28 protein-coding genes are annotated in these 26,636 nt (G+C 33.3%); 14 read left to right on the plus strand and 14 right to left on the minus strand.

Going from position 1 to position 26,636, the window contains the following annotated elements; translation table 11 throughout:
* Positions 1–40: 40 nt before the first annotated feature.
* Complete coding sequence (gene arsC, locus AC1RRQ_RS13425; RefSeq protein WP_493023546.1) at positions 41–385, minus strand: arsenate reductase (glutaredoxin); 345 nt, start codon at positions 383–385, stop codon at positions 41–43.
* Positions 386–497: 112 nt separating this feature from the next.
* On the opposite strand from arsC, the gene AC1RRQ_RS13430 reads away from it, so the two are divergent.
* The 3 genes from AC1RRQ_RS13430 to AC1RRQ_RS13440 all read left to right on the plus strand — a co-directional run bounded on the left by AC1RRQ_RS13430 (position 498) and on the right by AC1RRQ_RS13440 (position 2,938).
* The gene (locus AC1RRQ_RS13430) at positions 498–1,451 is read left to right on the plus strand and encodes a CPBP family intramembrane glutamic endopeptidase (RefSeq protein WP_493023547.1); all 954 of its coding nucleotides are present in this window, start codon (positions 498–500) and stop codon (positions 1,449–1,451) included.
* A gap of 7 nt (positions 1,452–1,458) precedes the next feature.
* Positions 1,459–2,502 carry an AMP-binding protein gene (locus AC1RRQ_RS13435; protein WP_493023548.1) on the plus strand — a complete coding sequence of 348 codons (1,044 nt, stop codon included), beginning with the start codon at positions 1,459–1,461 and terminating at the stop codon, positions 2,500–2,502.
* A gap of 235 nt (positions 2,503–2,737) precedes the next feature.
* Positions 2,738–2,938: a bacteriocin gene (locus AC1RRQ_RS13440; RefSeq protein ID WP_493023549.1), complete on the plus strand. Its 201-nt coding sequence runs from the start codon at positions 2,738–2,740 to the stop codon at positions 2,936–2,938.
* A gap of 66 nt (positions 2,939–3,004) precedes the next feature.
* Here the strand turns inward: AC1RRQ_RS13440 and AC1RRQ_RS13445 are convergent, their stop codons facing one another.
* The 3 genes from AC1RRQ_RS13445 to AC1RRQ_RS13455 form a co-directional block, all read right to left on the minus strand.
* On the minus strand, positions 3,005–4,234 hold the full coding sequence (locus AC1RRQ_RS13445; protein ID WP_493023550.1) for an RsmB/NOP family class I SAM-dependent RNA methyltransferase: 1,230 nt from the start codon (positions 4,232–4,234) through the stop codon (positions 3,005–3,007).
* Between the two features lie 147 nt (positions 4,235–4,381).
* Positions 4,382–6,358 carry a KUP/HAK/KT family potassium transporter gene (locus AC1RRQ_RS13450; RefSeq protein WP_493023551.1) on the minus strand — a complete coding sequence of 659 codons (1,977 nt, stop codon included), beginning with the start codon at positions 6,356–6,358 and terminating at the stop codon, positions 4,382–4,384.
* A 131-nt stretch (positions 6,359–6,489) separates the two neighbouring features.
* The gene (locus tag AC1RRQ_RS13455; RefSeq protein ID WP_493023552.1) at positions 6,490–7,767 is read right to left on the minus strand and encodes a hypothetical protein; all 1,278 of its coding nucleotides are present in this window, start codon (positions 7,765–7,767) and stop codon (positions 6,490–6,492) included.
* A gap of 238 nt (positions 7,768–8,005) precedes the next feature.
* On the opposite strand from AC1RRQ_RS13455, the gene AC1RRQ_RS13460 reads away from it, so the two are divergent.
* Positions 8,006–9,067, plus strand: coding sequence for a WD40/YVTN/BNR-like repeat-containing protein (locus AC1RRQ_RS13460; protein ID WP_493023553.1), 1,062 nt, complete (start codon positions 8,006–8,008; stop codon positions 9,065–9,067).
* Between the two features lie 74 nt (positions 9,068–9,141).
* Here the strand turns inward: AC1RRQ_RS13460 and AC1RRQ_RS13465 are convergent, their stop codons facing one another.
* From AC1RRQ_RS13465 to AC1RRQ_RS13480, 4 genes are all read right to left on the minus strand, one after another.
* Complete coding sequence (locus AC1RRQ_RS13465; RefSeq protein ID WP_493023554.1) at positions 9,142–9,600, minus strand: sensor of ECF-type sigma factor; 459 nt, start codon at positions 9,598–9,600, stop codon at positions 9,142–9,144.
* An 18-nt stretch (positions 9,601–9,618) separates the two neighbouring features.
* Positions 9,619–10,038 (minus strand): hypothetical protein, encoded by a 420-nt coding sequence (locus AC1RRQ_RS13470; RefSeq protein ID WP_493023555.1) that lies wholly within the window; start codon positions 10,036–10,038, stop codon positions 9,619–9,621.
* 33 nt (positions 10,039–10,071) lie between these two features.
* Positions 10,072–10,614 (minus strand): RNA polymerase sigma factor, encoded by a 543-nt coding sequence (locus AC1RRQ_RS13475; RefSeq protein WP_493023556.1) that lies wholly within the window; start codon positions 10,612–10,614, stop codon positions 10,072–10,074.
* A 76-nt stretch (positions 10,615–10,690) separates the two neighbouring features.
* On the minus strand, positions 10,691–11,887 hold the full coding sequence (locus tag AC1RRQ_RS13480) for an SRPBCC family protein (RefSeq protein ID WP_493023557.1): 1,197 nt from the start codon (positions 11,885–11,887) through the stop codon (positions 10,691–10,693).
* A 347-nt stretch (positions 11,888–12,234) separates the two neighbouring features.
* On the opposite strand from AC1RRQ_RS13480, the gene AC1RRQ_RS13485 reads away from it, so the two are divergent.
* Positions 12,235–12,615, plus strand: a complete 381-nt coding sequence (locus tag AC1RRQ_RS13485) for a pyrophosphohydrolase domain-containing protein (RefSeq protein ID WP_194604155.1) — start codon at positions 12,235–12,237, stop codon at positions 12,613–12,615.
* Between the two features lie 56 nt (positions 12,616–12,671).
* On the opposite strand, the gene AC1RRQ_RS13490 is transcribed toward AC1RRQ_RS13485, so the two are convergent.
* Positions 12,672–13,742, minus strand: coding sequence for a branched-chain amino acid aminotransferase (locus tag AC1RRQ_RS13490; protein ID WP_493023558.1), 1,071 nt, complete (start codon positions 13,740–13,742; stop codon positions 12,672–12,674).
* A gap of 310 nt (positions 13,743–14,052) precedes the next feature.
* Here AC1RRQ_RS13490 and mnmC2 point away from each other — a divergent pair, with 310 nt between their 5' ends.
* Both mnmC2 and AC1RRQ_RS13500 read left to right on the plus strand, forming a co-directional pair.
* Complete coding sequence (gene mnmC2 / locus AC1RRQ_RS13495; RefSeq protein ID WP_493023559.1) at positions 14,053–14,718, plus strand: tRNA (5-methylaminomethyl-2-thiouridine)(34)-methyltransferase MnmC2; 666 nt, start codon at positions 14,053–14,055, stop codon at positions 14,716–14,718.
* Between the two features lie 166 nt (positions 14,719–14,884).
* Positions 14,885–15,082, plus strand: coding sequence for a hypothetical protein (locus AC1RRQ_RS13500; protein WP_017496117.1), 198 nt, complete (start codon positions 14,885–14,887; stop codon positions 15,080–15,082).
* A 29-nt stretch (positions 15,083–15,111) separates the two neighbouring features.
* Here the strand turns inward: AC1RRQ_RS13500 and AC1RRQ_RS13505 are convergent, their stop codons facing one another.
* Positions 15,112–16,059 carry a LysR substrate-binding domain-containing protein gene (locus tag AC1RRQ_RS13505; protein ID WP_071638948.1) on the minus strand — a complete coding sequence of 316 codons (948 nt, stop codon included), beginning with the start codon at positions 16,057–16,059 and terminating at the stop codon, positions 15,112–15,114.
* 109 nt (positions 16,060–16,168) lie between these two features.
* On the opposite strand from AC1RRQ_RS13505, the gene AC1RRQ_RS13510 reads away from it, so the two are divergent.
* From AC1RRQ_RS13510 to can, 4 genes are all read left to right on the plus strand, one after another.
* Entirely contained in the window at positions 16,169–16,648 is a 480-nt protein-coding gene (locus AC1RRQ_RS13510) for a Dps family protein (RefSeq protein WP_493023560.1), read from the plus strand.
* A gap of 133 nt (positions 16,649–16,781) precedes the next feature.
* The gene (locus AC1RRQ_RS13515) at positions 16,782–17,063 is read left to right on the plus strand and encodes a hypothetical protein (RefSeq protein ID WP_493023561.1); all 282 of its coding nucleotides are present in this window, start codon (positions 16,782–16,784) and stop codon (positions 17,061–17,063) included.
* An 80-nt stretch (positions 17,064–17,143) separates the two neighbouring features.
* Positions 17,144–18,793 (plus strand): SulP family inorganic anion transporter, encoded by a 1,650-nt coding sequence (locus AC1RRQ_RS13520; RefSeq protein ID WP_493023562.1) that lies wholly within the window; start codon positions 17,144–17,146, stop codon positions 18,791–18,793.
* A gap of 117 nt (positions 18,794–18,910) precedes the next feature.
* Positions 18,911–19,546, plus strand: coding sequence for a carbonate dehydratase (gene can, locus AC1RRQ_RS13525; protein WP_493023563.1), 636 nt, complete (start codon positions 18,911–18,913; stop codon positions 19,544–19,546).
* Positions 19,547–19,584: 38 nt separating this feature from the next.
* Here can and AC1RRQ_RS13530 read toward each other — a convergent pair whose 3' ends face one another.
* Both AC1RRQ_RS13530 and AC1RRQ_RS13535 read right to left on the minus strand, forming a co-directional pair.
* Positions 19,585–20,787, minus strand: coding sequence for an LETM1-related biofilm-associated protein (locus AC1RRQ_RS13530; RefSeq protein ID WP_493023564.1), 1,203 nt, complete (start codon positions 20,785–20,787; stop codon positions 19,585–19,587).
* 107 nt (positions 20,788–20,894) lie between these two features.
* A complete protein-coding gene (locus AC1RRQ_RS13535; protein WP_493023565.1) occupies positions 20,895–21,422 on the minus strand; it encodes a superoxide dismutase family protein in 528 nt (175 codons plus the stop codon).
* Between the two features lie 214 nt (positions 21,423–21,636).
* On the opposite strand from AC1RRQ_RS13535, the gene AC1RRQ_RS13540 reads away from it, so the two are divergent.
* From AC1RRQ_RS13540 to AC1RRQ_RS13550, 3 genes are all read left to right on the plus strand, one after another.
* A complete protein-coding gene (locus AC1RRQ_RS13540; RefSeq protein WP_493023566.1) occupies positions 21,637–22,074 on the plus strand; it encodes an META domain-containing protein in 438 nt (145 codons plus the stop codon).
* A 36-nt stretch (positions 22,075–22,110) separates the two neighbouring features.
* On the plus strand, positions 22,111–22,632 hold the full coding sequence (locus AC1RRQ_RS13545; RefSeq protein ID WP_493023567.1) for a DUF4251 domain-containing protein: 522 nt from the start codon (positions 22,111–22,113) through the stop codon (positions 22,630–22,632).
* 102 nt (positions 22,633–22,734) lie between these two features.
* Positions 22,735–23,220 carry a hypothetical protein gene (locus AC1RRQ_RS13550; RefSeq protein WP_493023568.1) on the plus strand — a complete coding sequence of 162 codons (486 nt, stop codon included), beginning with the start codon at positions 22,735–22,737 and terminating at the stop codon, positions 23,218–23,220.
* 76 nt (positions 23,221–23,296) lie between these two features.
* Here AC1RRQ_RS13550 and AC1RRQ_RS13555 read toward each other — a convergent pair whose 3' ends face one another.
* Positions 23,297–24,391 carry a glycoside hydrolase family 18 protein gene (locus AC1RRQ_RS13555; RefSeq protein ID WP_493023569.1) on the minus strand — a complete coding sequence of 365 codons (1,095 nt, stop codon included), beginning with the start codon at positions 24,389–24,391 and terminating at the stop codon, positions 23,297–23,299.
* Positions 24,392–24,806: 415 nt separating this feature from the next.
* Entirely contained in the window at positions 24,807–26,612 is a 1,806-nt protein-coding gene (locus tag AC1RRQ_RS13560; RefSeq protein ID WP_493023570.1) for an acyl-CoA dehydrogenase FadE, read from the minus strand.
* Positions 26,613–26,636: the final 24 nt, after the last annotated feature.

Genomic DNA, 26,636 nt, shown 5'->3' on the forward strand with positions numbered 1-26,636 from the left:
GAGAAAGATCACAAAAAAATGTTAACAGTTTATTTTAGAATCAATCTAAAAAAGAAGCAACTTTGTCTAAATCACGCCCAATAATAGCTTTTCCGTCTTTTATTACAATAGGTCTTTCTATTAAAATAGGATTATCGACCATGGCCTGAATAACTTCGTCGTCGGTTAGATTTTTTCCTTTATAAGTATCGATCCAGATTTTTTCTTTGGTTCTGATTAATTCATTTGGATTTAAATCTAATTTTTTAAGAAGTTCTTTTAGATCGTTAAAGCTAGGCGTTTCGGTTAAGTACGGAATAATTTCATATTCTTCTTTAGTCTGATCAATAAAAGCCAGACAGTTTCTTGATTTTCCACAGCGTGGATTATGGTAAATTTGTATCATTTTCTTATATTTAAAGTCTGCTAAAGTAAGTTTCTTCAAAAAGAGGTGTTTTAGCAATAGCAAAAATAGGATATACTATTAAATTAAAATCTCATTTTAAAACTTTAATTATATGTTTTTAGAACAAGGAGTTAAACCCGAAAATAAATTTTGGAAATATCTTATAGGATCGGTTTTTATAATTACAGCATCATTTATAGGTCAGATTCCTTTTTCAGCAGCAGTTCTCTTAAAAAGTTTCAACGAAAAAAAAGGTTTCCCCACAGATGAGGATATGGCTCTAAAGATGTTCGAACCTAATCTAACCTTGTTTTTGGTTATGATTTCGTTTGTTTTTGCTATGGCCGGAATTTATTTTGTGGTGAAATATCTGCACCATCAAACTTTATTATCTGTAACTACTTCACGGCCAAAAGTTGACTGGAAGCGTATTACTTTTTCTTTTTTAATTTGGTCGCTTTTTTCGATCATAAGCTTTCTGGTTCTTTATTTTCAATCGCCTGAAGAATTTGTATGGAATTTTAAATTAGTTCCGTTTTTAATTTTAGTGGTTCTTGGAACGATTTTAATACCTATTCAAACCAGTACCGAGGAATATGTTTTTCGAGGATATTTAATGCAGGGTTTTGCCAATCTGGCCCGCAATAAATGGTTTCCTTTAATGATGACTTCGTTAATATTTGGTTCTATGCATATTTTAAATCCTGAGGTAGATAAAATGGGCTACATCATTATGGTGTATTATATAGGAACAGGTTTGTTTTTAGGGATCATAACGTTAATGGATGAAGGAATGGAACTGGCACTGGGTTTTCATGCAGCCAATAATCTTGTTGGGGCTTTATTGGTAACTTCAGATTGGTCTGTTTTTCAAACACATTCTATTTTTAAAGACATGTCAGAGCCTTCTGCTGGCTTTGATGTTATTTTACCGGTTGTAATTGTTTATCCAATTTTACTTTTCATTTTTAGCAAAAAATACAATTGGACGAATTGGAAAGAAAAATTAACTGGTACAATTGAGGAAAAGAATAAGGAAACAGCAGAATTTTTAAACTTAAACTAAATATATAATGCCAAACTTAACTCATAAAAACGTACATAACTATTTTAAGCTCGACGGCTACCATTTAAACGCGGCAGATTTGCTTCGTATTGGGTATAGTTTTATTAAAGAAGGCGATGCTTACGAGCGCGCCATTGGTGAATTTTTTCTGGATTGGTTCGATCATAAAGATTATATCGAAATGACGACGTCTGGAACTACTGGTCTTCCTAAATTGGTGAGATTAGAAAAACAAGCCATGATTCAATCAGCATTAGCAACGGGCGATTTCTTTGGTTTAGAACCGGGAAATAAGGCTTTATTGTGTCTTCCAACGCAGTTTATTGCCGGAAAAATGATGCTTGTTCGCAGTTTAATTTTAGGATTGGAACTTGATGTTGTACTTCCGAGTACCGAACCATTGGCTTATAATAATAAGCAATATGATTTTGCGGCTATGGTGCCCTTGCAAGTTCAGAATTCGATTGAAAAATTAGGCAATATCAAAAAGCTGATTATTGGCGGTGCAAAAATTGACAGTGCGCTTGAAGAAAAGCTTCTGCCGTTGAAAAAAACGGAGATTTACGAAACGTACGGAATGACCGAAACGATAACGCATATTGCGGCTAAAAAACTAGGGGAGAGTGCTTTTTCGATTTTGCCAAATGTAAAAATTGAAAAAGACGATCGCGGTTGTTTGGTGATTCGTGTAGCTTCTATTTCTGATGAGCCAATTGTAACCAATGATTTAGTTGATTTAGTAAATGATAACCAGTTTGTTTTTCTGGGAAGAATCGACAATGTGATTAATAGTGGAGGGGTAAAGCTGATTCCGGAGCAGATTGAAGCAAAGTTAACGGACAGAATTAGTAATCGTTTTTTTGTAACCGGAGTTCCTGATACGGTTTTAGGAGAAAAACTGATTTTAGTAATCGAAGGAGAGAAATACGATTTTTCAGCTGACTTTTTTGATGTTTTGGGAAAATTTGAAAAACCCAAAGAAATTGTTTTTGTTCCGAAATTTAAAGAAAACGAAAACGGAAAACTATTACGAAAATCAAGTTTGGTATAAAATCCAAATTCCAAAACTTTTAGTTTAGAACTTTGTCAAAGTTTTAAACTTTTACAAAGTTGGACAACAGAATAGAAAACATTTGAAAATAAAAATCCCAAATTCCAGTTTTAGCAGTTGGAATTTGGGATTTTTTTATTTGATTTAATACGAAAGTTTAGTTTTATATAGGTGTATTAAAAAGTAAGAAAATTTAACTATATTTATAGATATTAACATTAAAACCTAAATAATTATGAAATTTATCTTAGATCTACCAAATGTTCAACGCTTGAGTAATAATGAACTTAAGCAAATTAAAGGAGGCGATTATGTCTATTCTTTAAATGGTTATAAAATGTATTGCTCTAAGCCGCTTACTGCGCCGCCAACTTGTGCTAGTATACCATCATTTTGTTTGGTTTCACCAGATATGTGTCCAATAGATCAATCTTAATATTATATAAACTAAAAGCCTTTAGAAATTAATCTAAAGGCTTTTTTTTGTATTATCTGGAAACTCTTATTTTTTAATTACTTCACCTTTACGTTCCAAAAGTGCCATATAAAACCCGTCAAAACCAGATTCTGAAGCTAATAATTTACGATCTTCTACAAAAGTAAATTGCTGTCCGATTTCTGTTTTTAAGAATTTTTGTATTTGTTCCTGATTTTCAGATGGTAAAACAGAACAAGTTGCGTAAACTAATTTTCCGCCTGGTTTTACAATTTTAGAATAGCTTTCTAAAACCTCGCTTTGAACTTTACGAATGTTATCGATAAATTCCGGCTGTAATTTCCATTTAGAATCAGGGTTTCTTTTTAAAACTCCTAATCCGCTGCAAGGTGCGTCAATTAGAACGCGATCTGCTTTTTCATGCAGTTTTTTGATCACTTTTGTAGTATCAATAATGCGGTATTCAATATTAAAAGCGCCATTTCTTTTTGCTCTTAATTTTAATTGTTTTAGTTTGCTTTCGTACAAATCCATTGCAATTAACTGTCCTTTGTTTTCCATTAAAGAAGCAATGTGTAATGTTTTTCCGCCTGCTCCCGCACAAGTATCAACAACACGCATTCCTGGTTTTACATCAAGGAAACCGGCAACTAATTGCGAGTTGGCATCCTGAACTTCAAAAAGACCTTGTTTAAAAGCATCTGTTAAAAAAACGTTTGCTCTTTCTTTTAGGACTAAAGCTTCCGGCTGATCTTTTAAATATTCTGTTTCAATATTTAAATCCATCAACGTATTTCTCAGGTTTTCTTTCGTTCCTTTAAGTGTATTGGTTCTTAAAATAACTTTAGCAGGCTGGTTTTGAGCTGCGATTTCTTTAGCCCAAACTTTTTCGCCAAGTTCTTTCGCGCCCAATTCGTCCATCCAGTCTGGGATAGATTCTTTTAAAGCTCTAACTTTCGAAAGTTCATCAAAACGACCTTTGATTTTTCTTTCAGGAGTTCCTTCTAATTGTCTCCAATCCGGAATTGGATAACCTCTTAGAACTGCCCACACTGCGAACATTCTCCATAAATTGTCTCTGTCGTAAGGTTCTTTTACTTCGGCAATTTCTGCGTATAAACGTTTCCAGCGAACAATTTCATATATCGTTTCAGCAACAAACTTCCTGTCAGAACTTCCCCAACGTTTGTCTTTTTTTAATGCTCTGGCTACCACTTTATCTGCATATTCTCCTTCATTGAAAATTGCATTTAAAGAGTCGATGGTAGTATAAACTAAATTTCTGTGTAATCTCATTTCTAATATTTGAGGTGCAAAGGTACTATTAATTGATTGAAAGTTAAATTTTTAATTTGGATTGTTGTTTAGCTTTCTCTTTAAAAGTAAAAAACACTCTGATAAATTTTTAAAAGAGTGTTTTTTGAATTGATAACTGCAAGCAGCTTATTCTTTTGTAATTCTTGTTAATCCAATATTTTCCGGAGCGTGAAGCACCATTGGGAATTTTTCTATTTTTACCGAGCTGCTGTCTAATCCAAAAGCTCTTTCTTCAGATAAACTCAGTTTCTTAATAAAGAAATAAGAGTTCATGATAATATTTTCGTGCCATCTTAGATCATTGTCGTTAGATAAGAATTTCTCAGACAAGACAAATTTAAAGTCACCAATAATATTGTTTTTGTTTAATGATTCGTAACGGCTGGTAATATCTACTTCTCCACGTTTTACCATATCACGAATTACTTCTCTAAACATTAAATTGATTTTGGTAGGTTCTCTAAATCCTAAGTTAAAATCGATTCTGTAGATATCGTCTTTTGCGATTTCGGTAACTTTATATTGCGTTTTATAAGGTTCGGTAAGAATATTTACGTGTACAAACCAATATATGTCGGCTCTTTTTGGGCGTTTTTGTAAAATTGAATAAATTACTTTTTCCTCTAATTCATCTACACGATTTGCATTTGTCATATATACTAAATGCGTGGCATATTTCGGAATCGATAAATCTTCGCTCAACTCCATTAATACCTTTTTATAATCGTCAATCTTGATGATTTTAGTATAGCTTTTGTTGATTTTCTTAGCTAAATACCAAATTGTCATGATAGAGATAAGAAGAATTGCAATGATTAAAGTTACGTAACCACCTTCGGCAAACTTAGTGATGTTGGCAATAAGGAAACTAAATTCGATCAATAAATAAATAGTGATAAGCGGTACCATGAAGTACAATTTAACACGTTTCATGATTAAATAATAGTTCAGCAAAATGGTCGTCATAATCATACATAATATGATGGCAAGACCATAAGCATGCTCCATATTTCCTGATTTTTCGAAGTGTAATACAATTCCAACACAACCAAAAAACAATAACCAGTTAATCGACGGAATGTACAATTGTCCTTTAACTTCGGTAGGATATTTAATTTTTACTTTAGGCCAGAAATTCAAACGCATTGCTTCGTTGATCAAAGTAAACGATCCGCTGATAAGGGCTTGAGAAGCAATTACGGCTGCCAAAGTGGCGACTACAATTCCGAATGGTAAAAACCAATGCGGCATGATAAGGTAAAATGGATTTCCGTTTTCTCCGCCTAATTGCTGCAATGTGCTTCCTTCGTGGTGAATTAAATAGGCAGCCTGACCAAAGTAATTTAATACTAAAGTTGTTTTTACAAACATCCAGCTGATTCTGATATTTTTTCTTCCGCAGTGTCCCATGTCTGAGTACAAAGCTTCGGCTCCGGTTGTACATAAAAATACAAAACCTAATACAAAGAATCCATCAGGATGAACGGAAAGCAGGTGATAAGCATAGTAAGGATTGATTGCCTTAATAACTTGCGGAAAGTTTATAATCTGTATAAAACCTAATGTTCCTAACATGGCAAACCAGATCAGCATCATTGGAGCGAAAAACTTTCCAACCAATTTAGTTCCAAATTGCTGTATCGTAAATAGGATAAATAGGATTGTAATAACAATGTAAACTATAGTTTGAGTTTCCATGGTTGGATAAAATGCCCTAATTCCTTCAACGGCAGATGAGATTGAGATTGGCGGTGTTATAATACCATCAGCCAGTAAGGCACTTCCTCCAATAATGGCGGGCACAATGAGCCACTGAATTTTAGTTTTCTTGACTAATGCGTATAATGCAAAAATACCACCCTCACCATGATTATCTGCACTTAAGGTAATAAGAACATACTTAATTGTAGTTTGCAGTGTTAAAGTCCAAAATACACATGAAATACCTCCTAAAACAATGTCGGCATTAATGGTGTGATCGCCAAGAATGGCCTTCATTACGTATAATGGAGAAGTACCAATGTCTCCGTAAATAATCCCTAATGTTATCAATAAACCCCCTATAGACAACTTACTATGTAAGTTTTTATGCGATGCGCTCATGTATATTTTTATAAAAGACGGTTGCAAATTTACTGTTTTAAAACAAATTAGCGGCAATTATAATTAAAAAGATAAAAAAAAGCACAATCCCCAAATTGTGCTTTTAATTTTAAATGTAAATTGAACTATTCTTAACCTCTTCTTCCGCCTCCTCTAGAGCCTGAGCTGCTTTCTCTTTGCGGCTGGCTGGCTCTCGATTCCTGACTTGCTCTTGGAGATTCAGAACGTTGTGTGTTTTGAGATCTCTGTGTACTTGATCTGTTTTCAGAATTTCCTCTGTTTTCAGAATAGCTTCTTGGAGATTCTGTTCTCTGTACAGGAGCTGCTGGTCTGGAAGAATTGGTTCTTGTTTCAGAATAACTTCTCGGTGTTTCAGTTGGTTGAGAAGATGTTCTGTTTGTATTGTATCTGTTTTCTGAATTTCCTCTTGGAGCAGAAGGGTAAGAATTATTTCTTCCGTAATCTGTTCTTGGAGTACTTTCAGTTCTCGAAGGTGTATTTACAACTCCGCTGTTGTCTCTATTCGTGTTTGATACACGATTTGTATTGTTATAACTTCTGTTAGAATTAGATCTGTTATCCGTATAGTTTCTGTCTGTAGAAACTCTTCCTGAATTTGATCTGTCAGTATTGTAAGTGTTATAAGATCTGTTCGATTCTCTGCTTGCAATTCTTCTTTGATCTAAATCATATCTGTTGCTTACATTGCTGTGTCTATCGGCAAAACTATAGTTTGGTCTCATTCTTTCGTAACCATACGTACGTCTTGTTTCGTATATAGCCGGAGCTCTGTAACTTCTTCTCGTGTTTACATAATTGTAGTTGTTATGTACATTGATACATACGTTTACGTTATTTCTGTATCTGTAAACAGGATATGGAGCCCATGCTGTGTAATACGTTGGGTAGTAATCCCAATAGTATGTTGAGTAATACGGTCTGTAATTCGTAACCCAAAATGAGGTATAAATTACCGGAGCAACACTATAAACAGGCTCATAAATATAATTAGCACCGTATAAATAAGAGTTACCTACAACCTGAACACTTACTTTGTTGTAATTGTCTCTTTCTACATCAATTGTGGCAACGTCCTGATAAACATCACGGTCTAGAACAGCTTGTATAATTACTACGTGCGTTCTGTCTTCTACAGACTCGATTACACGTAAATAATCTACCTGATCATCGCCATTTAAGTCAAGGTTGGAAATTTGATACTTTGGATCGTTCAAACGTCTTTCAAAATCCTGAAGGTTTGAAGATTCTCCAAACATAGAAGCAACGGCTCGTAAATCTAAATTATCGCTTATATCTGAATTTTTTGCATAAACAGTAGTTTGATTTTGTGCGGCACAAGAACCAAAAACTAATGCTATAACGGCTATTAAAAGTAATTTCGTTTTCATGATAAAATCATATTAAATTATTTGTACTAGGAGATATCCAATTACTGTGCCATAAATTCAATTTTAGGTTTGTGTAGGTCTAACTATCATGTTTTTAGGTGATTGTTGTTTTGTTGAATTGCAACTTAATTTTGATTGAACAAAAAAGGTCTGAAAAATATTATTTTCTGAAAAAAAACTAAACATATTTGAGATGTTATAAATAATCGTATTTTAGCATTAAACAAATTTTAATTTTATGAAAAAACTGGTTTTATTTTGTGGTGTTTTTGTTTTGCTAATGTCTTTTACAACATTTAATTACGGCACTAAAAAAGTATTTTATGGCGGCTTTACCTCTATGACCGTAGATACTTTGTTTAAGGATAAAATTAGTATTAGAGCGATTGTAATAGATAAAAACAAGGTTTGGTACGGTGCCGATAATTCTCGTTTTGGATATTATGATCTGGATAAAAAAGAAAAATTTGAAGAGCATATCTATCGCGATACGCTTAAATTAGAGTTTAGAAGCATCGCTCAGACTTCTAAAGATGTTTTTTTACTGAGTGTAGCAAATCCGGCTTTACTTTATTCGGTTTCTAAAAAAGATCATAAGTTTAAATTGGTTTACAAAGAAATTAATCCGAGAGTTTTTTATGACAGTATGCAGTTTTGGAATGATAAAGAAGGAATTGCAATTGGCGACCCAACAGAAGATACTTTTTCTGTAATTGTAACTCGCGACGGCGGCGAAACATGGACAAAGTTATTATCAGACAAGCTTCCAACAAATGCTTCAGGCGAAGCGGCTTTTGCAGCAAGTAATACCAATATTGTGATTAAAGGCAATGATACCTGGCTGGTTTCGGGCGGAAAAAAAGCGCGTGTTTTTTATTCTCCGGATAAAGCAAAAACATGGAAAGTAGTAGAAACTCCTATCGTTCAGGGAAAAACGATGACGGGTATTTTTACAGCTGATTTCTACGATGCTAAACACGGATTTATTGCCGGAGGTGATTATGATCTTCCAAACAAAAAATCAGATAATAAAGCCTTTACTAAAGATGGTGGAAAAACCTGGGAATTAATAGGGCAGAATATGGGCTTTGGTTACGCATCCTGCGTGCAATACGTTCCGGGAGGAAATGGTAAAGAAATTATTTGTGTGGGATCTGAAGGAATACAATATTCTCAAAATGGAGGCGAAAACTGGACACAGCTTTCAACAGATTCAAAACTTTTTACAATTCGTTTTGTAAATAGAAATACGGCAATTGCTGCAGGACATAATAAAGTAGTCCGCCTTAACTTTAAATAAAAAAATAAGAACCCTAAATAATAAAGTAAGTATTATTATATAGGGTTCTTATCGCTGTTGTTTTGTAATGGCAATTAATTCTTGCCTGCTTTATCCCGATATTGTTTTAATAATTTTCGGTTAAAATCATCTTCTGATTTTTTAAGCTTTAATATCTTTTTTGCCGGTAACACCTTTTTTAGATTGGTCATGAATTTTTCACGCAAAAGGTATAATTCTTTATCTGTACTTTCTATTTGCGATAACAAGGTAACGGCTTCTTTTTCTGAAATCGAACTTAAATTATCATCATCCAGTTTTCGCAGATACGTTTTCATTTTATCATGACGTAATTCAAACTGTTTGTCATCGTATGCATTGTAAATTGGCCAGAATTTTTCAGCTTCTGTCGAAGTAAGTTCAAGTTCTGTTGTCAAAAATGAAACTTTAAACGCTTTAACTTTTTCTCGTTTTTCATCGTTTTTATCATTTTGAGCATAAAATGATAAAGTCGCAAAAAACAGAACTACTGTTAATATATTTTTGATTTTCATATTTTTATAATTTTGTTTTTATTCAGAAATTAAATTTTCAATATTTGGATTCGTTGCTAAAATATCCTCCAGAGTTTCATCTTCTAATGCAACATTCTTGTTTAGTTTATCAATGTCTTTGGTATCTAATTCTTTAATTAAATCGTATTGATTTAAGTTAGACTGATAAGCCAGATAAGTTTCTAAAGTTGCTTCGTCCAATTCTTTTGAAGCTTTATAATAATGATTGGCAGTTGGAATCAAAAATGCAATAAAAATTGCGGCCGCTGCAGCTATCGAAATAACTTTTTTACGTTTGTAAAGCGGTATTACTTTTACTTCTGGTTCTCCTTCATTGATCTGTTCTAAAACTTTTGCCGAAAAGTTATCAAAATAATGATCCGGAGTTTTAAATCCAGCTGTTATTTTCGGTTCGTTTTCTAATTTAAATTCTTTCATAATGTCTATAAGATAATATTAGCTATAAAAGGTTTAATTTGATGTAACATATATTTCAATTTTTTTTACCGCATGATGGTAAGATGCTTTTAATGCACCAACTGATGTTCCTAGAATTTCTGCGATTTCTTCGTATTTTAATTCTTCAAAATATTTCATCTTAAAAACCAGCTGCTGTTTTTCGGGCAGAGTAACGATTGCTTTTTGAAGTTTGATTTGAATTTCATCACCGTCAAAATAAACATCAGATTTTAAATTGTCGATGGTTTTATTTTGTAAATCTTCAGAAGTTATACCTTTTAATTTTGCTTTTTGATTTAAAAAAGTCAAAGCTTCATTGGTTGCAATTCGGTACATCCAGGAAAAAAGTTTGCTTTCCCCTTTAAAGTTTTTTAAATACTGAAATACCTTGACGAAAGTATTCTGCAAAACATCGTCTGTATCATCATGATTCAAAACAATATTTCGAATATGAGAATACAGCGGTTTTTGATAATCAGATATCAGTTTTTGAAACGCTGTATTCTGCGTTTTAGGATCTAATAATTGTTGTATAAATTCCTTCTCGTCGATCAAACTTCTTGATTTATCAAACTTTATAATCAGTTAGAATGAAATTTATATAAAAGGTTTAATCAACCTTTAAAAAAAATTAAAATTCAGACTGTTCTTCTTCTGGTTTTGCGGCCGGAGTCGCTGCTGGTGTTGCAGGTTTTGGCGTTGCAGGTTTGTGTACAGCTGGTTTTGGCGTAGTTGTAGTTTCTTCTGTATCTGTACTTGTGTCCGTATTTGGTGAGTAAACTGGCGTAGTAACCGCAGCAGGAACTAATTTTACTTTAATTGGGAAATAAATCTCAGTTACTAATTTAGACGGACTTTTTACATCGAGTTTACTTACTTCTAAAATTTCAAGATGCGACCAGCTTAATTCAGGCGTTAATTTTTCTTTATTAATATAAGCCGTTGTTTTCGCAATTGCTTCGTTACTGTGCGAGTAATCACCTTTTAAAGTTGTTTTTACGGCATCGAACGCATTTAGTTTTCCGGATAAAATATCACTTCCTGAACTAATCGAAATTTCTTTGTTTATTGGTAAACAAATAGAAATTTTAGCTAATCCTGTTGCAGTATCATAAGTATGATAAATAATGAAAGGTTTTCCGCTTGCGCTGAGTCCGTTGTTTTCGCTGAACTGAATAAGTTTAGGAATTACGATTCTCGCGTTTTTATTAATTTTCGGAATTTCACTTGTAAAAGTCTGTTTGATATAAGGAGTTTCGGTTTTCTTTACAACTCCATTTACCTGCACGGCATAAGTTTTGGTTTCGTAATCCAGATTTTTGTCAATGTTTACAAGGCTTTTTTCGTAAATAGTTCCAATAACTTTGTCCGAACCACCATTTAAAGCAGCGTATACTTTAAATAAAAAGCTCATTGTTCCTTTTGCTTTCCAGGTTACTTTCGTTTTTCCTGCCAAAGTATCTTTAAAAGTCCAGGTTACATCAGCTTCTGTACCGTTGTATTTCATTTTCTGTTGAATGCTTTCTCCGTCTTTTGTTTTTACGGTTACTGCATTTCCGGTTTCTTCCTCGTTTGACCAGGAAAAAGAACCGCCTATTCCAGTAGTTTTATTTGGGAAATTGAACTTTAATGATGGATCTTCAACTGCCCAAGATTCAAAATCTTCGTAGTTTCTAAAATCATTTACATAATTATAGACAGTTGCTTTTGGTGAATTGATTACTTTACTTCTTTCTACAGAAAAAATCCCTTTTTGGGTAGCAACAAAAACGGTAAGAGCAACTAAACTTAATAATAGTAAAAGGAATAAATATTTTAGAATCTTCATATTGGTGCAGGTTTTTCGTAAAGTTATAAATTTTATTGGGAGACTAAACTATAACTTAAAATAAAATAATAGATTGTTATCTTTTTAAAAAGATTTTGATGACAAACAGGAGTGCTATAAAAAGTAAAAATACAAGCAGTACTTTATAATTTCCTTTGTAAAAAACTTTATGAAGTGCGAGATCTTTGCGATAAGCGAAAATCATTACGATTACAAATGCAATAAAAAAACAGAGTCCGAATATTAATTGTCCTTGACTAAACATACTTAAAAATTATTTTTGACAAATTTAGAGAATTGTATACGATTTGTTGCTAATTTGCCATCTCATTTAATAGAATAAAAACATGAAGAAACAACTTGATGCGGTTACTGAATTTCATACTGCTTTTAAAATAGGCCACAGCCAGACTCCAATTGCTGATTTGGGAGAAACCAAAAAACTGCTTCGTTATAATTTAATGAAAGAGGAAAATGAAGAATATCTTGAAGCAGTGCAGAATAATGATTTAGTCGAAATTGCTGATGCTCTTGGAGATATGATGTATATTTTATGCGGTACTATTATCGAGCACGGACTGCAGGATAAGATTGAAGCTGTTTTTGATGAAATTCAACGCAGTAATATGAGTAAATTAGGTGAAGACGGCCAGCCAATTTATCGTGAAGATGGTAAAGTAATGAAAGGACCAAATTATTTTAAACCTGACTTTTCGAAATTACTATAAATAGAAAACCCGATAAACTATAATTTATCGGGTTTGTTTTTATTATCAATTATGGATTATTGAACTTTAACTGTCCATCCATAAGTATCTTCAGAAAGTTTGTTTTGAAGACTTGTTAGTTTTTCTTTTAAGAAAGAAGCATATGAATTTTCGATTGGCGTCATTTCAAAATATTCACCTTTATATGAGAATCCTTTAATTACGCTGATAACTGCTGCAGTTCCTGCTCCAAAGATTTCTTTTAAAGATCCGTTTTTTGCAGCTTCTACTAATTCAGAAACAATTACCGGACGAACTTCAACATTTAATCCTTCTTTTTCAGCCATTGCAATTAAACTTTTTCTGGTAATACCATCTAAAATTCTTTCGCTTGTTGGAGCTGTTAATAAAGTATCATTGATTCTGAAGAAAACGTTCATTGTTCCGGCTTCTTCTAATTTTGTATGCGTCGCATCATCAGTCCAGATAACTTGTTGGAAACCTTCTTTGTTTGCCAGGTTAGTTGGATAAAATTGAGCAGCGTAGTTTCCGGCCGCTTTTGCAGCACCAATTCCACCGTTTGCAGCTCTGCTGTAATGCTCAGCAATAATTACTTTTACTTCGCCTCCATAATAAGATTTTGCAGGAGAAAGTAAAATCATGAATTTATATTCGTCAGATGGATTTGCGATTACACCAGGTCCTGTAGCGATCATAAAAGGACGAATGTACATACTCGCTCCGTTTCCTCTTTGAATCCATTCCTGATCGATTTTCAATAATTCATTTAAACCTTCCATAAAAATATCTTCCGGAACTTCTGGCATTGCCATACGAACTGCAGAATTGTTGAAACGTTTGTAGTTTTCATCAGGTCTAAACAACCAAACATCATTACTTTCATCTTTGTAAGCTTTCATTCCTTCAAAAATAGCTTGACCGTAATGAAAGACTTTAGAAGATGGATCCATTAAAATAGGAGCATAAGGCTTAATGACCGGAGTCTGCCATTGTCCGTTTTTGTAATCACATTCAAATAAATGGTCTGTAAATACAGCACCAAAGCTTAAGTTTTCAAAGTCTACAGAGCTTATCTTAGACGATTCAGCTTTTCTGATTTCAATTTTGCTTGTTTGAGTTGTACTCATAATTATGTAAAGTTTTTATCTAATTTGTATTCTTTCAGATGAAAATCTAACGTAATGATCTGATGAAGAATAGGTTTTGTTGAATGCAAAATTACGGAAAAATATATAATTTACTTGGTAAAACTGCATTAATTCCTGTGTTTGACTGAGATTTATTTATCTTATAATAAACCTAAAATTTTAGCGAAGTTTTATAAAGAATTTATGAAAAAACTGTCGTTTTTTAAGGCTTTACGCATTTGTTTTGATTAAATTTGGGTGCTAAAATGGACTCAAAAACGAGAATATACCATTGTAAAATTCGAAAATTGTGAAAAGAGAAATAATTAAAACGCTAGATGGCTCAACGACAATTCATTTAGAAGAATGGAATGAAAGTTATCATTCTAAACACGGCGCAATTCAGGAAGCAAAACATGTATTTATAAAAAATGGTTTGTCATTATTTGAAAAAAATCCGGTTTCTATTCTCGAAATTGGTTTTGGAACGGGACTGAATGCTTTTATTACTTTTTTAGAATCAGAACATAAACCGCAGCAAATTAATTATGTTGGGGTAGAAGCCTATCCGGTAAATGCAGAGGAAGTTTTGGGAATGAATTATGTTGAAGAACTGGAAGCATTGGAATTTGATAACATTTTCGAAAAAATGCATAAAACAGAATGGAATGAGAAAATCGAAATTAGCAGCCGTTTCTCGTTAACCAAAAGAAAACAATTTTTTGATGAAATCGACGATTTAGAAATTTTTGATTTGATTTACTTTGACGCCTTTGGATATCGAGTACAGCCGGAGCTCTGGAGTACTGAGATTTTTCAAAAAATGTACAATAGTTTAAAGCCAAATGGAGTTCTTGTTACTTACGCAGCGCGCGGAGTTGTTAAAAGAAGTATGATTTCGGTTGGATTTACAGTCGAGAAGCTGGCAGGCCCTCCTGGAAAACGAGAAATGTTTCGAGCCTTTAAAAAGGTTTAAATGAGTTGTTTAGAATGGTTCTAGATTGATTTATATGTTTTAAGAAAACGTATTCGTTGCTAAAGTTTTTAAAAAAATAAGTTAAAATGTGTACCTATGAATGTTATTTGATTAAATTTGTTGCGAGTTTAAAAATATAGATAACCCCCGAAAATCTTATTTTATTATGTCTAAAATGATGTTTGATTACACGAAATCAATACTTGAAAGAGTAAGTTTCGATCCGATACTTTTCTGCAAAGAGTTAGAAAAAGCTATCAAAACCCTGTTACCATACGAAATGGAACAATTGCAAGAATGGTTATTGAATTTTATTATTGAAAAACCAGAACTAAAACAAAGTCTACTTCTAATTAAAGTATAAAAGAAAAGGAGCCAATTTGGCTCCTTTTTTTATGATTGCTTTTTTTGCAGCGGACTGATGATTTGAACATTTTGAAAAACAATGGCTCCTTTTACAACGCCGGCAATTGTAGATCGAATGGCATCAATGATTTGCATTTTTAATTCGCTCTTTGGGTAAATTAAACTTACCTCTCGGGCAGGTTTTGGTTCCTTAAAGTTTCGTAGTTTCAGTTTGTCGGAATCTTTTAAGTCTAAGGTGTGCAAGTACGGAAGTAACGTTGTGCCCAAACCTTCATCGGCTAATTTTATTAAAGTTTCAAAACTCCCGCTTTGAATCTGGAAATTATTCTGGTCGATGTCAGTACCGTTTTTACACAAGTTTAAAATTCCGTCTCTAAAACAATGTCCGTCTTGTAAAAGCAGGATTTCGTTGATATTTAAGTCAGCAACTTCAATTTCCTGTTTTTCAAAAACAGCATGATGTTCCGGAATATAAGCTACGAAAGGTTCAAAATACAAAACGATTTCTTTTATTTTTTCATCTTCAAGCGGAGTAGCGGCAATAGCAGCATCAAGATGACCGTTTTTCAGTTTTACAATAATTTCATCTGTATTAAGTTCCTCAATTAAAAGTTTAACCTTTGGATATTTTTTAATGAAATTATTTAAAAACATTGGTAAAAGCGTTGGCATAATGGTTGGGATAATTCCCAAACGAAATTCTCCGCCAATAAAACCCTTTTGCTGCTCCACAATATCTTTTATTCTGTCGGCTTCGTTTACAATATTTTTGGCCTGATTTACAATCTTCTGTCCAATATCTGTAAGCTGAATTGGTTTCTTGCTTCTGTCGAAAATTAAAATATTAAGTTCTTCTTCAATTTTTTGAATCTGCATACTTAATGTTGGCTGTGTCACGAAACACTTTTCGGCAGCAAGTGTAAAGTTTTTATGTTCTGCAACAGCTAACACATATTGTAATTGAGTTATCGTCATTTTGATAGTAATTTTTGATGCAAAAATAGGTAAATATAATTTTTTTTTATAATTTTTTTAAGGAAGATGCTTTAAATTTGTAGTAACTTAGTGATTAAAATACAAGATTATGAAAACAAATATTTTAGGATTACCTGTAAAAGAGTCAGAATTATTAGTAAAGGAGTTAAATGTACTGTTGTCAAATTTTCAGGTATACTATCAAAATTTAAGAGGAATTCACTGGAATATTCGTGGAAAACGTTTCTTTGACTTACATGTAAAATTTGAGGAACTATATACGGATTCACAATTAAAAATCGATATGATTGCCGAAAGAGTTTTAACAATTGGAGGAACTCCATTGCATACTTTTGAAGATTATATTAAAAACAATAAACTAACTGTTGGAAAGAATATCTCAAACGATGAAAAAGCAGTGCATCTAATTGTAAGTTCTTTATCTGATTTATTAAAAATCGAAAGAGAGATTTTAAACCAATCAGACGAAATTAATGATGAAGGGACAAATTCTATGATGAGTGACTTTATTGCAGAACAGGAAAAAACAATCTGGATGATGAATGCATGGTTAGACGAAAGCTTGTAATAAGCTGTCTATTAAAATGTTAAAAAGCAGAATGGTCTAGTTTGATCATTCTGCTTTTATGTTTTTGTTAAAATTGTATAAAATTTTTGCCTTGTCGCTTTGATTTTATTTGTTTAACGCTATTTTTGCCTCAATGAAATTAGTAGCACGCATATTATTATTCATCTTTATTACCTTCTTATCGACCCCAACAATTGTTCAGGCGTTAAAGAAAGGGAATAATACCTGCATGTCTATTAGTTTATCTGAAGAAGAAGTTCATAAAGAACTTAAAGCGGCTGTACATCCTGTTATTTTAGAACATGAAGTTTTGATGCCTGTTTATATTCAAAAGAAAACGATCGTTTCTGAAAACATCGTAAAACTAGATAATATTTCTCCGAGCATATTTGCTCCACCTCCCAATTTAGTATAATACTTCCGATTATTTGAAAGCAGCTGTATTTGAGATAAATGCAGTGGATCTTTAATGTATCAATTTTTTAGTATTGTATTATGACAAAAAAAATCAATCTTTTTGCCAACCTTAAATCTGATTTTGCTTCAGGTTTAGTGGTTTTCTTGGTGGCTCTTCCATTGTGTTTAGGTATTGCAATGGCTTCTGGAGCGCCGTTATTTTCTGGAATTATTGCAGGTGTTATTGGTGGTATTGTGGTAGGTTATTTAAGCCAGTCACACATCAGCGTTTCAGGGCCTGCCGCTGGTTTAACAGCTATTATATTAACCGCTATTACTGATTTTGGCGCTTTTGATGTGTTTTTACTGTCTGTATTTATTGCAGGAATAATTCAATTAGCATTAGGATTTTTAAAAGCCGGAAGTATATCTAATTATTTTCCAACTAACGTAATCGAAGGAATGTTAGCGGGTATTGGAATTATTATTATTCTAAAACAAATTCCGCACGCATTTGGTTACGATGCAGATTTTGAAGGAGATCAGGCTTTTGCTCAAAGCGACGGAAGCAATTCATTTTCTTTTCTTTTTGACGTTTTAAACCATATTCACCTTGGTGCAGTTGTAGTTTCATTAGTATCACTTGTTATTTTAATTTCCTGGGATAAAGTTCCGTTTTTAAAGAAATTAAAATTAGTTCCGGGTGCGCTTGTTGCCGTAATTCTGGGAGTGTTATTAAATGAATTCTTTATATCTACAGGAAGCTCATTGGCAATTGCAAAAGAGCATTTGGTTTCTTTGCCAGTTCCAAAATCTTTTGATGAATTTAAGTCTATTCTAATTACACCAAACTTTGCCGCTATTACAAATCCGCAGGTTTGGGTTGTAGCTGTTACAATTGCCATTGTTGCTTCTATTGAAACACTTTTGTGTATCGAAGCTTCGGATAGAATGGACGTTCAAAAACGTTATACAAACACCAATGTTGAGCTAAGAGCGCAAGGTATTGGTAATATGGTAAGTTCTCTTTTAGGAGGTCTGCCTATGACATCTGTAGTAGTAAGATCGTCTGCAAACAATAATGCAGGTGCAAAATCTAAAATGTCAGCTATTATTCATGGCGTACTATTATTAATAAGTGTTTTATCTATTCCTGCAATTTTAAATAAAATTCCATTGGCAACTTTGGCAACTGTTTTAATCTTGGTAGGATATAAATTAGCAAAACCAGCAACCTTTATGCATTTCTGGGAAAAGGGGAAATACCAGTTTGTCCCTTTTATTGCAACTTTGGTCTTTGTCGTTGCGACAGATTTGCTTAAAGGAGTTGCTTTAGGAATTATCATTAGTATCATTTTTGTTTTAAGAGGAAACTTAAAAAGAGCCTACAATTTCAAAAAAGAAGAATACGAAGACGGAGATATTATACATATCGACCTGGCGCAAGAAGTTTCATTTTTGAATAAAGCGGCAATTAAACAAACATTAAGTGAAATTCCAGAAAATTCAAAAGTAGTGATCAATGCTCATGATACAGAGTATATTGCACATGATGTTCTGGATTTAATTCGTGAATTTAAAGAAACCCGTGCCATTGATGAAAACATCAAAGTAAAACTGAAAGGTTTTAAAGAGGCTTACGAATTAGAGAACACTCCGGATAACAATAATCACGTAACTATCGAGCATTATTATGATGTTGCAAAACGTGCATTAGTTAAGAAAGAAGAAGTAAAAGAAAATTTTTAAACAAATTATATAAATAAAGATATTAATCGAGCTTGAGAAATATCAAAATTTAGATAACTTTACAGTAAAGACTTTTTGATATGCTTAAGCATTGATAATACAAAAAAATAAAAAAGAATGAGAAAGTTTTATGAACAAATACTAGAGAACAATAAAAAGTGGGTTGAAGATTCATTGGCAAAAGATCCTAATTACTTCGCCGATTTAGCAAAAGGACAATCGCCGCCATTATTATGGATTGGATGTTCTGACAGCCGTGTACCTGCAAACGAAATCATTGGTGCTAAACCAGGTGAGGTGTTTGTACACAGAAATATTGCGAACATGGTTGTTCACTCTGATATGAATATGTTAAGTGTATTAGATTATGCAGTAAATGTTTTAAAAGTAAAGCACGTTATTGTTTGCGGTCATTATGGCTGCGGTGGTGTAAAAGCAGCAATGGGTCAGCAGTCTGTTGGAATTATCGACAACTGGCTTCGTCATATTAAAGATGAATACCGTTTACACGATAAATACTTAAATTCAATTGCAGACGAAACAGAGCGTTTTAATGCATTTGTTGAAATCAATGCAAAAGAGCAGGTTTACAACTTAGCAAAAACTTCGATTGTACAAGGAGCTTGGAAAAGCGGTCAGGATTTAATGCTTCACGGATGGGTTTACGGTTTAAATTCTGGTTTTGTAACCGATTTAAATGTTACCATTAGTTCAAATGATGAATTAGATCAGGTTTATCAGCTTGATCTTTAATAGATAAAAAAAGAAATCGCCTCAAAAGGGCGATTTTTTTATTCGTTTTCGTCTAGGTTTTCATTAAACGCAGATGGTAACATCGTGGGGATAAACTTTATTAAAATTGGCAATAGTAAACTGCCGCCCGGAAGTAAAAATATAGTTAACGATGGAATTGTTTTACAAATATCCAAAAGCTGTTTTTTTACTTTTTTCTTTTCCTTTGCATCCAGGTCTCTGGTTGTAGAATAAGCCAATAGAACCATTAATTCTTTACTCTGAACTATTTCCTTAATTAATCGGTTTTTGTTTCTTATAATCAGTTTTACAACGCTGTGTGTCATCTGGTCGTAAAAATGCTTAACTGGATTGGAGTAATTAAAGTAAGGTATTTTCTTTTTATGAGTTGTAATAAAAGTATGCGTCGTTTCGATACTTTGAGCTACAAATTGATCAGAAATTCCCATCATCGAACCAAGAGAATACAAAAAGTACGATTCTTCATTTTCAACCACACCATCACTCCATAAAGCCATTCCGGCCATATCAATTAAATAAAAGTGTTCTAATTTATTTTGGAAATAATCCAATTGTAAAGTTTCTAAGGTATCAACCGTAACTTTAGAGAATTTAGAATAACGGATAGACGCTTCAAAAAGTTTATTTAATAAATCGTCGTGCTGCGATTTGACAGTTTTTGTTTTTAAGGCCAGACCTACAATTCCCAAAACGGTTTCTTCGATTCGTTTTAAATACTTTTCAGGAATTTCTCCGTGCTCTAAATATTGTCTAAATGCCAGAACATCAATAAACAAAAGCGCATTGGTTACCAAATGCGAAAAGTTTTTGCTGATGATGCTGTCGTTTGTTTGTACGCGCTGGTCTATTATATTTTCTAAAGAGAAAGAAGGAGTATCTTTTGGAAGCAAGATCTTAAACAAATTAAACCCTTCCGGATTCATTTGTTTGTAGAATTTCAATACTTCGGCAATAAAGTTATTTGGTTCAGAACTTCTTTTCTCTAAACAAAAAACATGATAAAGTGTATTTAATAAGGCAACTTTAGAAATCTCGGTTTTAAACCAGCCTTTTATCGGAATTGGAACTTGTGAATCAATTGCAATGATATGACCGTAGATAAAACCGGTCTCTCTTACTTTATAGTAGAAAGAATCAGCAGTTTCAAAAGGAATTGCTTCTGAAAACTTTTGCTCGCTAAAAAATTTATCTATCCAGCCGTGTGCTGATGGGTTAATCATTGAATTAAATTTATAGCTGCAAAGCTATATCTTTTTATTGTTTTAGAATGAATTAAAAATAAAATAACCACTAGATTTTTGTGAAATATAGTGGTTATTGATATTTATTATTTAATTATCCCTGCACAGGCAACACGACCGCCGGCATTTCCGGTTGGCTGGGTTGTAAAATCATCTGTTCCCTGGTGAACAATTAAACCTTTGTTTAATATATTTTTAGTCTCATCATCACAGCCTATACACCATTCGTCAGTCGTTAAAGTGATAGATCCGTTTCCTTTTGCATCAGCGGTAAAGTTTCCAATATCACCTTTATGATATTCTCCAACTCCCCATTTTCCGTGTTTTTTAAAAGTAGGATTCCAGTGTCCGCCAGCTGAGCTTCCGTCTGCAGCACTGCAATCTGCTTTTTCGTGAATGTGTATGGCGTGAACTCCCGGCTCTAAACCAGTCATTTTTGCTGTAAAAGTAACTTTGCCATTTTTCTCAGTAAAAGTAGCAGTTCCGCCTACTTTACTATTGCTTTTTGGCTCTAATGCTACAGTCAGTGTTTTAGCATCATTTGATTTTGTATTTGTCTTACAGCCAATTACTAAAGCTGCAATTATAGCGAAAGATACGACCAGTTTTTTCATATTTATGGGCATTTTAAATTAAAGATTAAGTAAATTTAACATAAAATAACGGAATAGTTTACCTCTAAAAGTTAAAAAAAAGTCAAACTATCCTTTATAATTTAAGATCGATTGAGCACAAAAACCAAAAATAATGCTTAAATTCGTAAGAGTTTTAGTAATTTTTTACTGAAGCTATACTTCTCTAATTCGTTCATATTTAATTCTTAATGTTATGATGAAAAAGATTTTTACTCTTGTTTTTCTTAGTTTTGTGATACTTTCGTGTAATACTTCTAAAAGCAAAAAAACTGATGCCGTTTCAAAACTCGATGGTACTTGGGAACTCAATTATATTACCGGACCAAGAATTGCTTTTGATGGTTTATATCCCCAAAAAAAGCCAACGATAACTTTTAATACTAAAGACAATCAGGTTTCCGGTAATAACAGTTGTAATACTTATACAGGGAAATTGGTAGTCGACGGAAATAAAATTGATTTTACACAGCCTATGGCAGTTACAAAAATGATGTGTATGGACGGCCATAATGGCGAGCAGACTTATATGAGTACGCTTCAAAAAATAACTTCTTACGACATTACTGATAACGGTAAAACGTTGAATCTTATCTCAGGAGATATTGCGATGATGCGATTTACCAAAAAGTAGTTATGCTAATTTTTTAGCAATTAAAATTGGATACAAATGAAAACTAAATTATCCGTTTTGTTTCTATTGCTTGGCTTTTTGAGTTTTTCTGTTTCTGCTCAGGAAAAAACGAAAAAAGAGCTGAAAGCCGAACGCGATGCACAAAAACAAAAAGAAATTGAGGCATTAATCAATTCTAATAATTTTGTTTTTGAGGCTCAAAGACTTACGCCTCAAGGCGGCCGACTTATCAATTTAGATTACAACACTTATTTCTTGAAGTTTAATACAGAGAAAACAACTTGTGATCTTCCTTTTTTTGGCCGAGGTTATAATATAGGTTATGGTACCGACGGCGGAATTAAATTTGAAGGAATACCTCAAAATATTAAAGTAGAGAAAAACAAGAAGAATTATACACTTAAAGCTTCTGTAAAAGGAAAGGATGATGTTTATGATTTGATGTTTTCTATATTTTTTGACGGAGGAACCACACTCTCGGTCAATAGTAATAATCGCGCGCCAATTTTTTATGATGGAGTAATTTATGCTCCAAAAGCAGCCGAAAGTAAAAAATAAGGCTAATTGTTTTCTTGTATGACTATTATTGAACCCCATTTTTTTTGAATTAATATATTTTGTAATGCATAATTATTTAGAAACAAATTTAAAATCAAAACTATGAAAAAATTAAGTCTTATTTTTATTATGGCCATTGCCGCGTTTTCATCTTATGCACAATCTTCATTTAAAGAAGATGTAGATGTTTTACAAAGTGTTTACGGAAAATCAAAAAGCGATTTAGTAAAACAATACATGAATTTATCCGATACACAATCGGCAGCTTTTACTAAAGTGTACGATGAGTATGAGATTAAACGTAAAGAGCTTGGGCAATCCAAATTTCAGTTAATTAATGATTATGCAGCCAATTATGAAACCCTTACAGATGCTAAAGCAGATGAGTTGGCAAAAGGAACTCTGAAAAACCATATCGATTACGAAAAATTATATTCTAAAACTTATGGACAGGCTAAAAAAGCTATAGGAGCTATAAATGCCGCTAAGTTTATTCAATTAGAAATTTATCTGCAAACTATAATCAGAGCCGAAATTCTGGAATCAATTCCGTTTATTGGAGAATTAGATAAATCGAAAGTGAAATAGTTTTTCTTTAGAATAAAATAAAAACGGCAGTTACTTCAAAAGAAATAACTGCCGTTTTATTTTGGTTTTTTACGGATTATTTAGCCGTTTTAACTTTATAAATTTCATCGACCATTCCGTCGCGGAAACTGTCCAGAGTAAGTTCCCAAAACATGATTCCTCCCAGTTTTTTCTCTTTTACGTATTCTGTTTTTGCTTTGATGGATTTAAGATCGTCCGATGTTGCAAAAGTTTTAGTTGATGCGTTGTACCAGTACGGAGCTTTTGCTTTGTCATCCCAGAAATATTTCCAACCGTTTTCTTCAGTATAAACCGATGCATAGTTTTTAAAATCAACACCTTGAAAGTGTTCTCCAGCCTGATATAATCCGTTATTGATATTTTCTACATTTTTCCATTGTCTGGTATAAAATGCGCCTCCAATTACTAATTTTTCAGCCGGAACACCTTGTTTTAATAAAAAGGTTACCGCTCTGTCTGTAGATTCTTCTTTAGGATTTGTGCTGTATAATGGTGTATGATGCCCCGTAACTTTAGAATATCCGTTTACTAAATCGTAACTCATAATGTTGATACGGTTTACAAATGGAGCAACTGCTTTCCAGTCGATAGATTCATCTAAACATTTTTGAAAACCTCCTGCAGCAAAACTTAATTCGTATTTTTTACCTAAGGTAGAACGTAATATTTTTATCAATTCAGTAAAATTAGGTTTATCAGCGGCTTGGTATAAATGACCCGGAAGTCCTTCGATTGAAGGGTATTCCCAATCTAAATCTAAACCGTCAATTTTAAAATAATCGCTTACTTCTTTCACAGATTTAGCAAATTTCAAACGTCCCTCAGCGGTTGAAAATGCATCTGAACAAGGTTCGCAGCCTCCCCAGCCGCCAAGTGATACAATAATTTTTAATTGTGGATTTTTAGCTTTTAAAGAAACTAAATGTTTAATGGTAATAGAATCTTTAGCCGAATCGACGCTGAGTTTTCCGTCTTTTAAATGGCAAAAACTAAAGATGATTTGATTTAATTTATTGACTTCGTACTCGTCAATTAGTTTAGAATCGCCTGTGTAATAAGCGATAATGTCGAATTTTTTGTTTTTCTGCGCAAACGTGCTTGTAGATAAAATGCAGCAAAATAAAAGTGCAATTAGGTTAATTTGTTTCATTTTGTGTTTTTTGAAGTTTTTAGAACGCTAAATATAAAGTAATACATTTGATATTTAACTATTTTACCTGCTTCAGAAAGTTAATTTTAACGAATATTTTGCAAATCGTTGCAAAAATATTGCGTTTTATTGTTGTTTGTTTTTTCTTGTAGAGACGCACAGCAGTGCGTCTACGTCACGAATAGACGCACTGCTGTGCGTCTCTACAAAAAAATGCCACAGATTACAGGATTAAAATGATTAAAAAATCTAAGAGTAGACGCACTGCGGTGCGTCTCTACGAAAAGAATGTCGAACAACATTCTTTTTAAATGAACTTATATCACTTACATGGTAAAAAACAAAAAAAATAAACCCGCACAGTTTCGGACTTGTGCGGGTTTAAACAAATTAAAAGCTAAAAACTATTTTTGTATTAGAAGCAGTATGAATTTTCTGCCACTAATTTTTCTGCGATTTTTTCTCTCAATGCCACAACGTTTGGCAGGTTAGTGTATTTTGTGAAACGTTTAAGTCCCATTAACATCATGCGTTGTTCGTCTCCTTCAGAGAAAGAAGCAATTCCTTCTTTTCCTCTTAAGTTTACGATATCTACCGCTTTATACAAGTATAATTTTGCCATAGCAATTTGCTCTTGTACTTTATCTTCGCCTTCTCTTTTAGCTAATTTCTCAGTTCTAAGAATTGTACTTTCAGCCATGTAGATTTCGATTAGGATATCGGCAGCAGCCATTAATAATTGTTGGTGAGAATCTAAATCCGGACCGTATTTTTGAACAGCGCTTCCGGCAACCATTAAGAAAACTTTTTTCAAGTTAGCTACGATTACTTTTTCTTCTGAGAATAATTCAGAGAAATCAGGCGTGTCAAAAGATGGAATTCCCATTAATTCTTCCTGAACTTTCATTGCTGGTCCAAGTAAATCAACGTGACCTTTCATTGCTTTTTTGATCAACATACCTACAGAAAGCATTCTGTTGATTTCGTTTGTTCCTTCGTAGATACGAGCGATACGAGCATCTCTCCAGGCACTTTCCATTGGAGTATCTTCAGAGAATCCCATCCCGCCAAAAACCTGAATACCTTCGTCAGAACAGTTTTGAACGTCTTCAGAAACCGCTACTTTCAAGATAGAACACTCGATAGCATATTCTTCAACACCTTTTAATTCAGCTTCTTGGTGACTTGTTCCTTCTGCTTCACGAGCAGCGATTCTGTCTTCGATATCTTTTGCAGCACGGTAAGAAGCACTTTCTCCAGCGTAAGCATTTGTTGCCATTTCAGCTAATTTAGAACGGATAGCTCCAAAAGATGAAATAGAAGTATTGAACTGAATTCTTTCGTTAGCATATTTTACAGCTCCAGAAGTAACTCTTCTTTGAGCATCTAAACAAGCTGCTGCTAGTTTAATACGGCCAACATTTAAAGCGTTCATTGCGATTTTGAAACCGTTTCCTCTTTCAGACAACATGTTTTCAACCGGAACTTTTGTTTCGTTGAAGAAAACCTGACGAGTAGAAGAAGCACGGATTCCTAATTTATGCTCTTCTTCATTCATAGAAATTCCGTTTGAAGGATCGTTTTCTACGATGAAACCTGTAATATTTTTATCATCTCCAATACGAGCAAAAACAATGAAAACGCTGCAGAAACCTGCATTCGAAATCCACATTTTTTGACCTGTAATAGAGTAGTATTTTCCATCTTCAGATAAAACCGCTTTTGTTTTTCCTGAGTTAGCATCAGATCCTGCGCCTGGTTCTGTTAAGCAATAAGCTCCAAACCATTCTCCAGAAGCCAATTTTGGAACGTATTTTTTCTTTTGTTCCTCAGTACCATAAAGTGTAATTGGCATAGTTCCAATTCCTGTATGTGCACCAAAAGCAGTAGAGAAGGAACCTGTTGCTCCAGAAATGTAGTCACAAACCAGCATTGTAGAAACAAACCCCATTCCTAATCCGCCGTATTCTTCCGGAACTGCAACTCCTAAAAGTCCTAGTTCACCAGCTTTACGCATAGATGATTCTGTATAAGCGTAATCTTTTTTCTCAAAACGATCTTTGTGCGCCCATAATTCTTTGTCTACGAACTCTTTTACAGAGTCACGCATCATTAACTGCTCTTCAGAGAAATCTTCTGGTGTGAAGATATCCTCGCATTTTGTTTCTTTAACTAAAAACTGACCTCCACGAGTCACGTTTTTTTCGATTGTATCTGCCATTTTGTTTTTGTTTAGATTAAAAGA

Source organism: Flavobacterium sp. GW821-FHT12A05 (genome assembly GCF_058807735.1).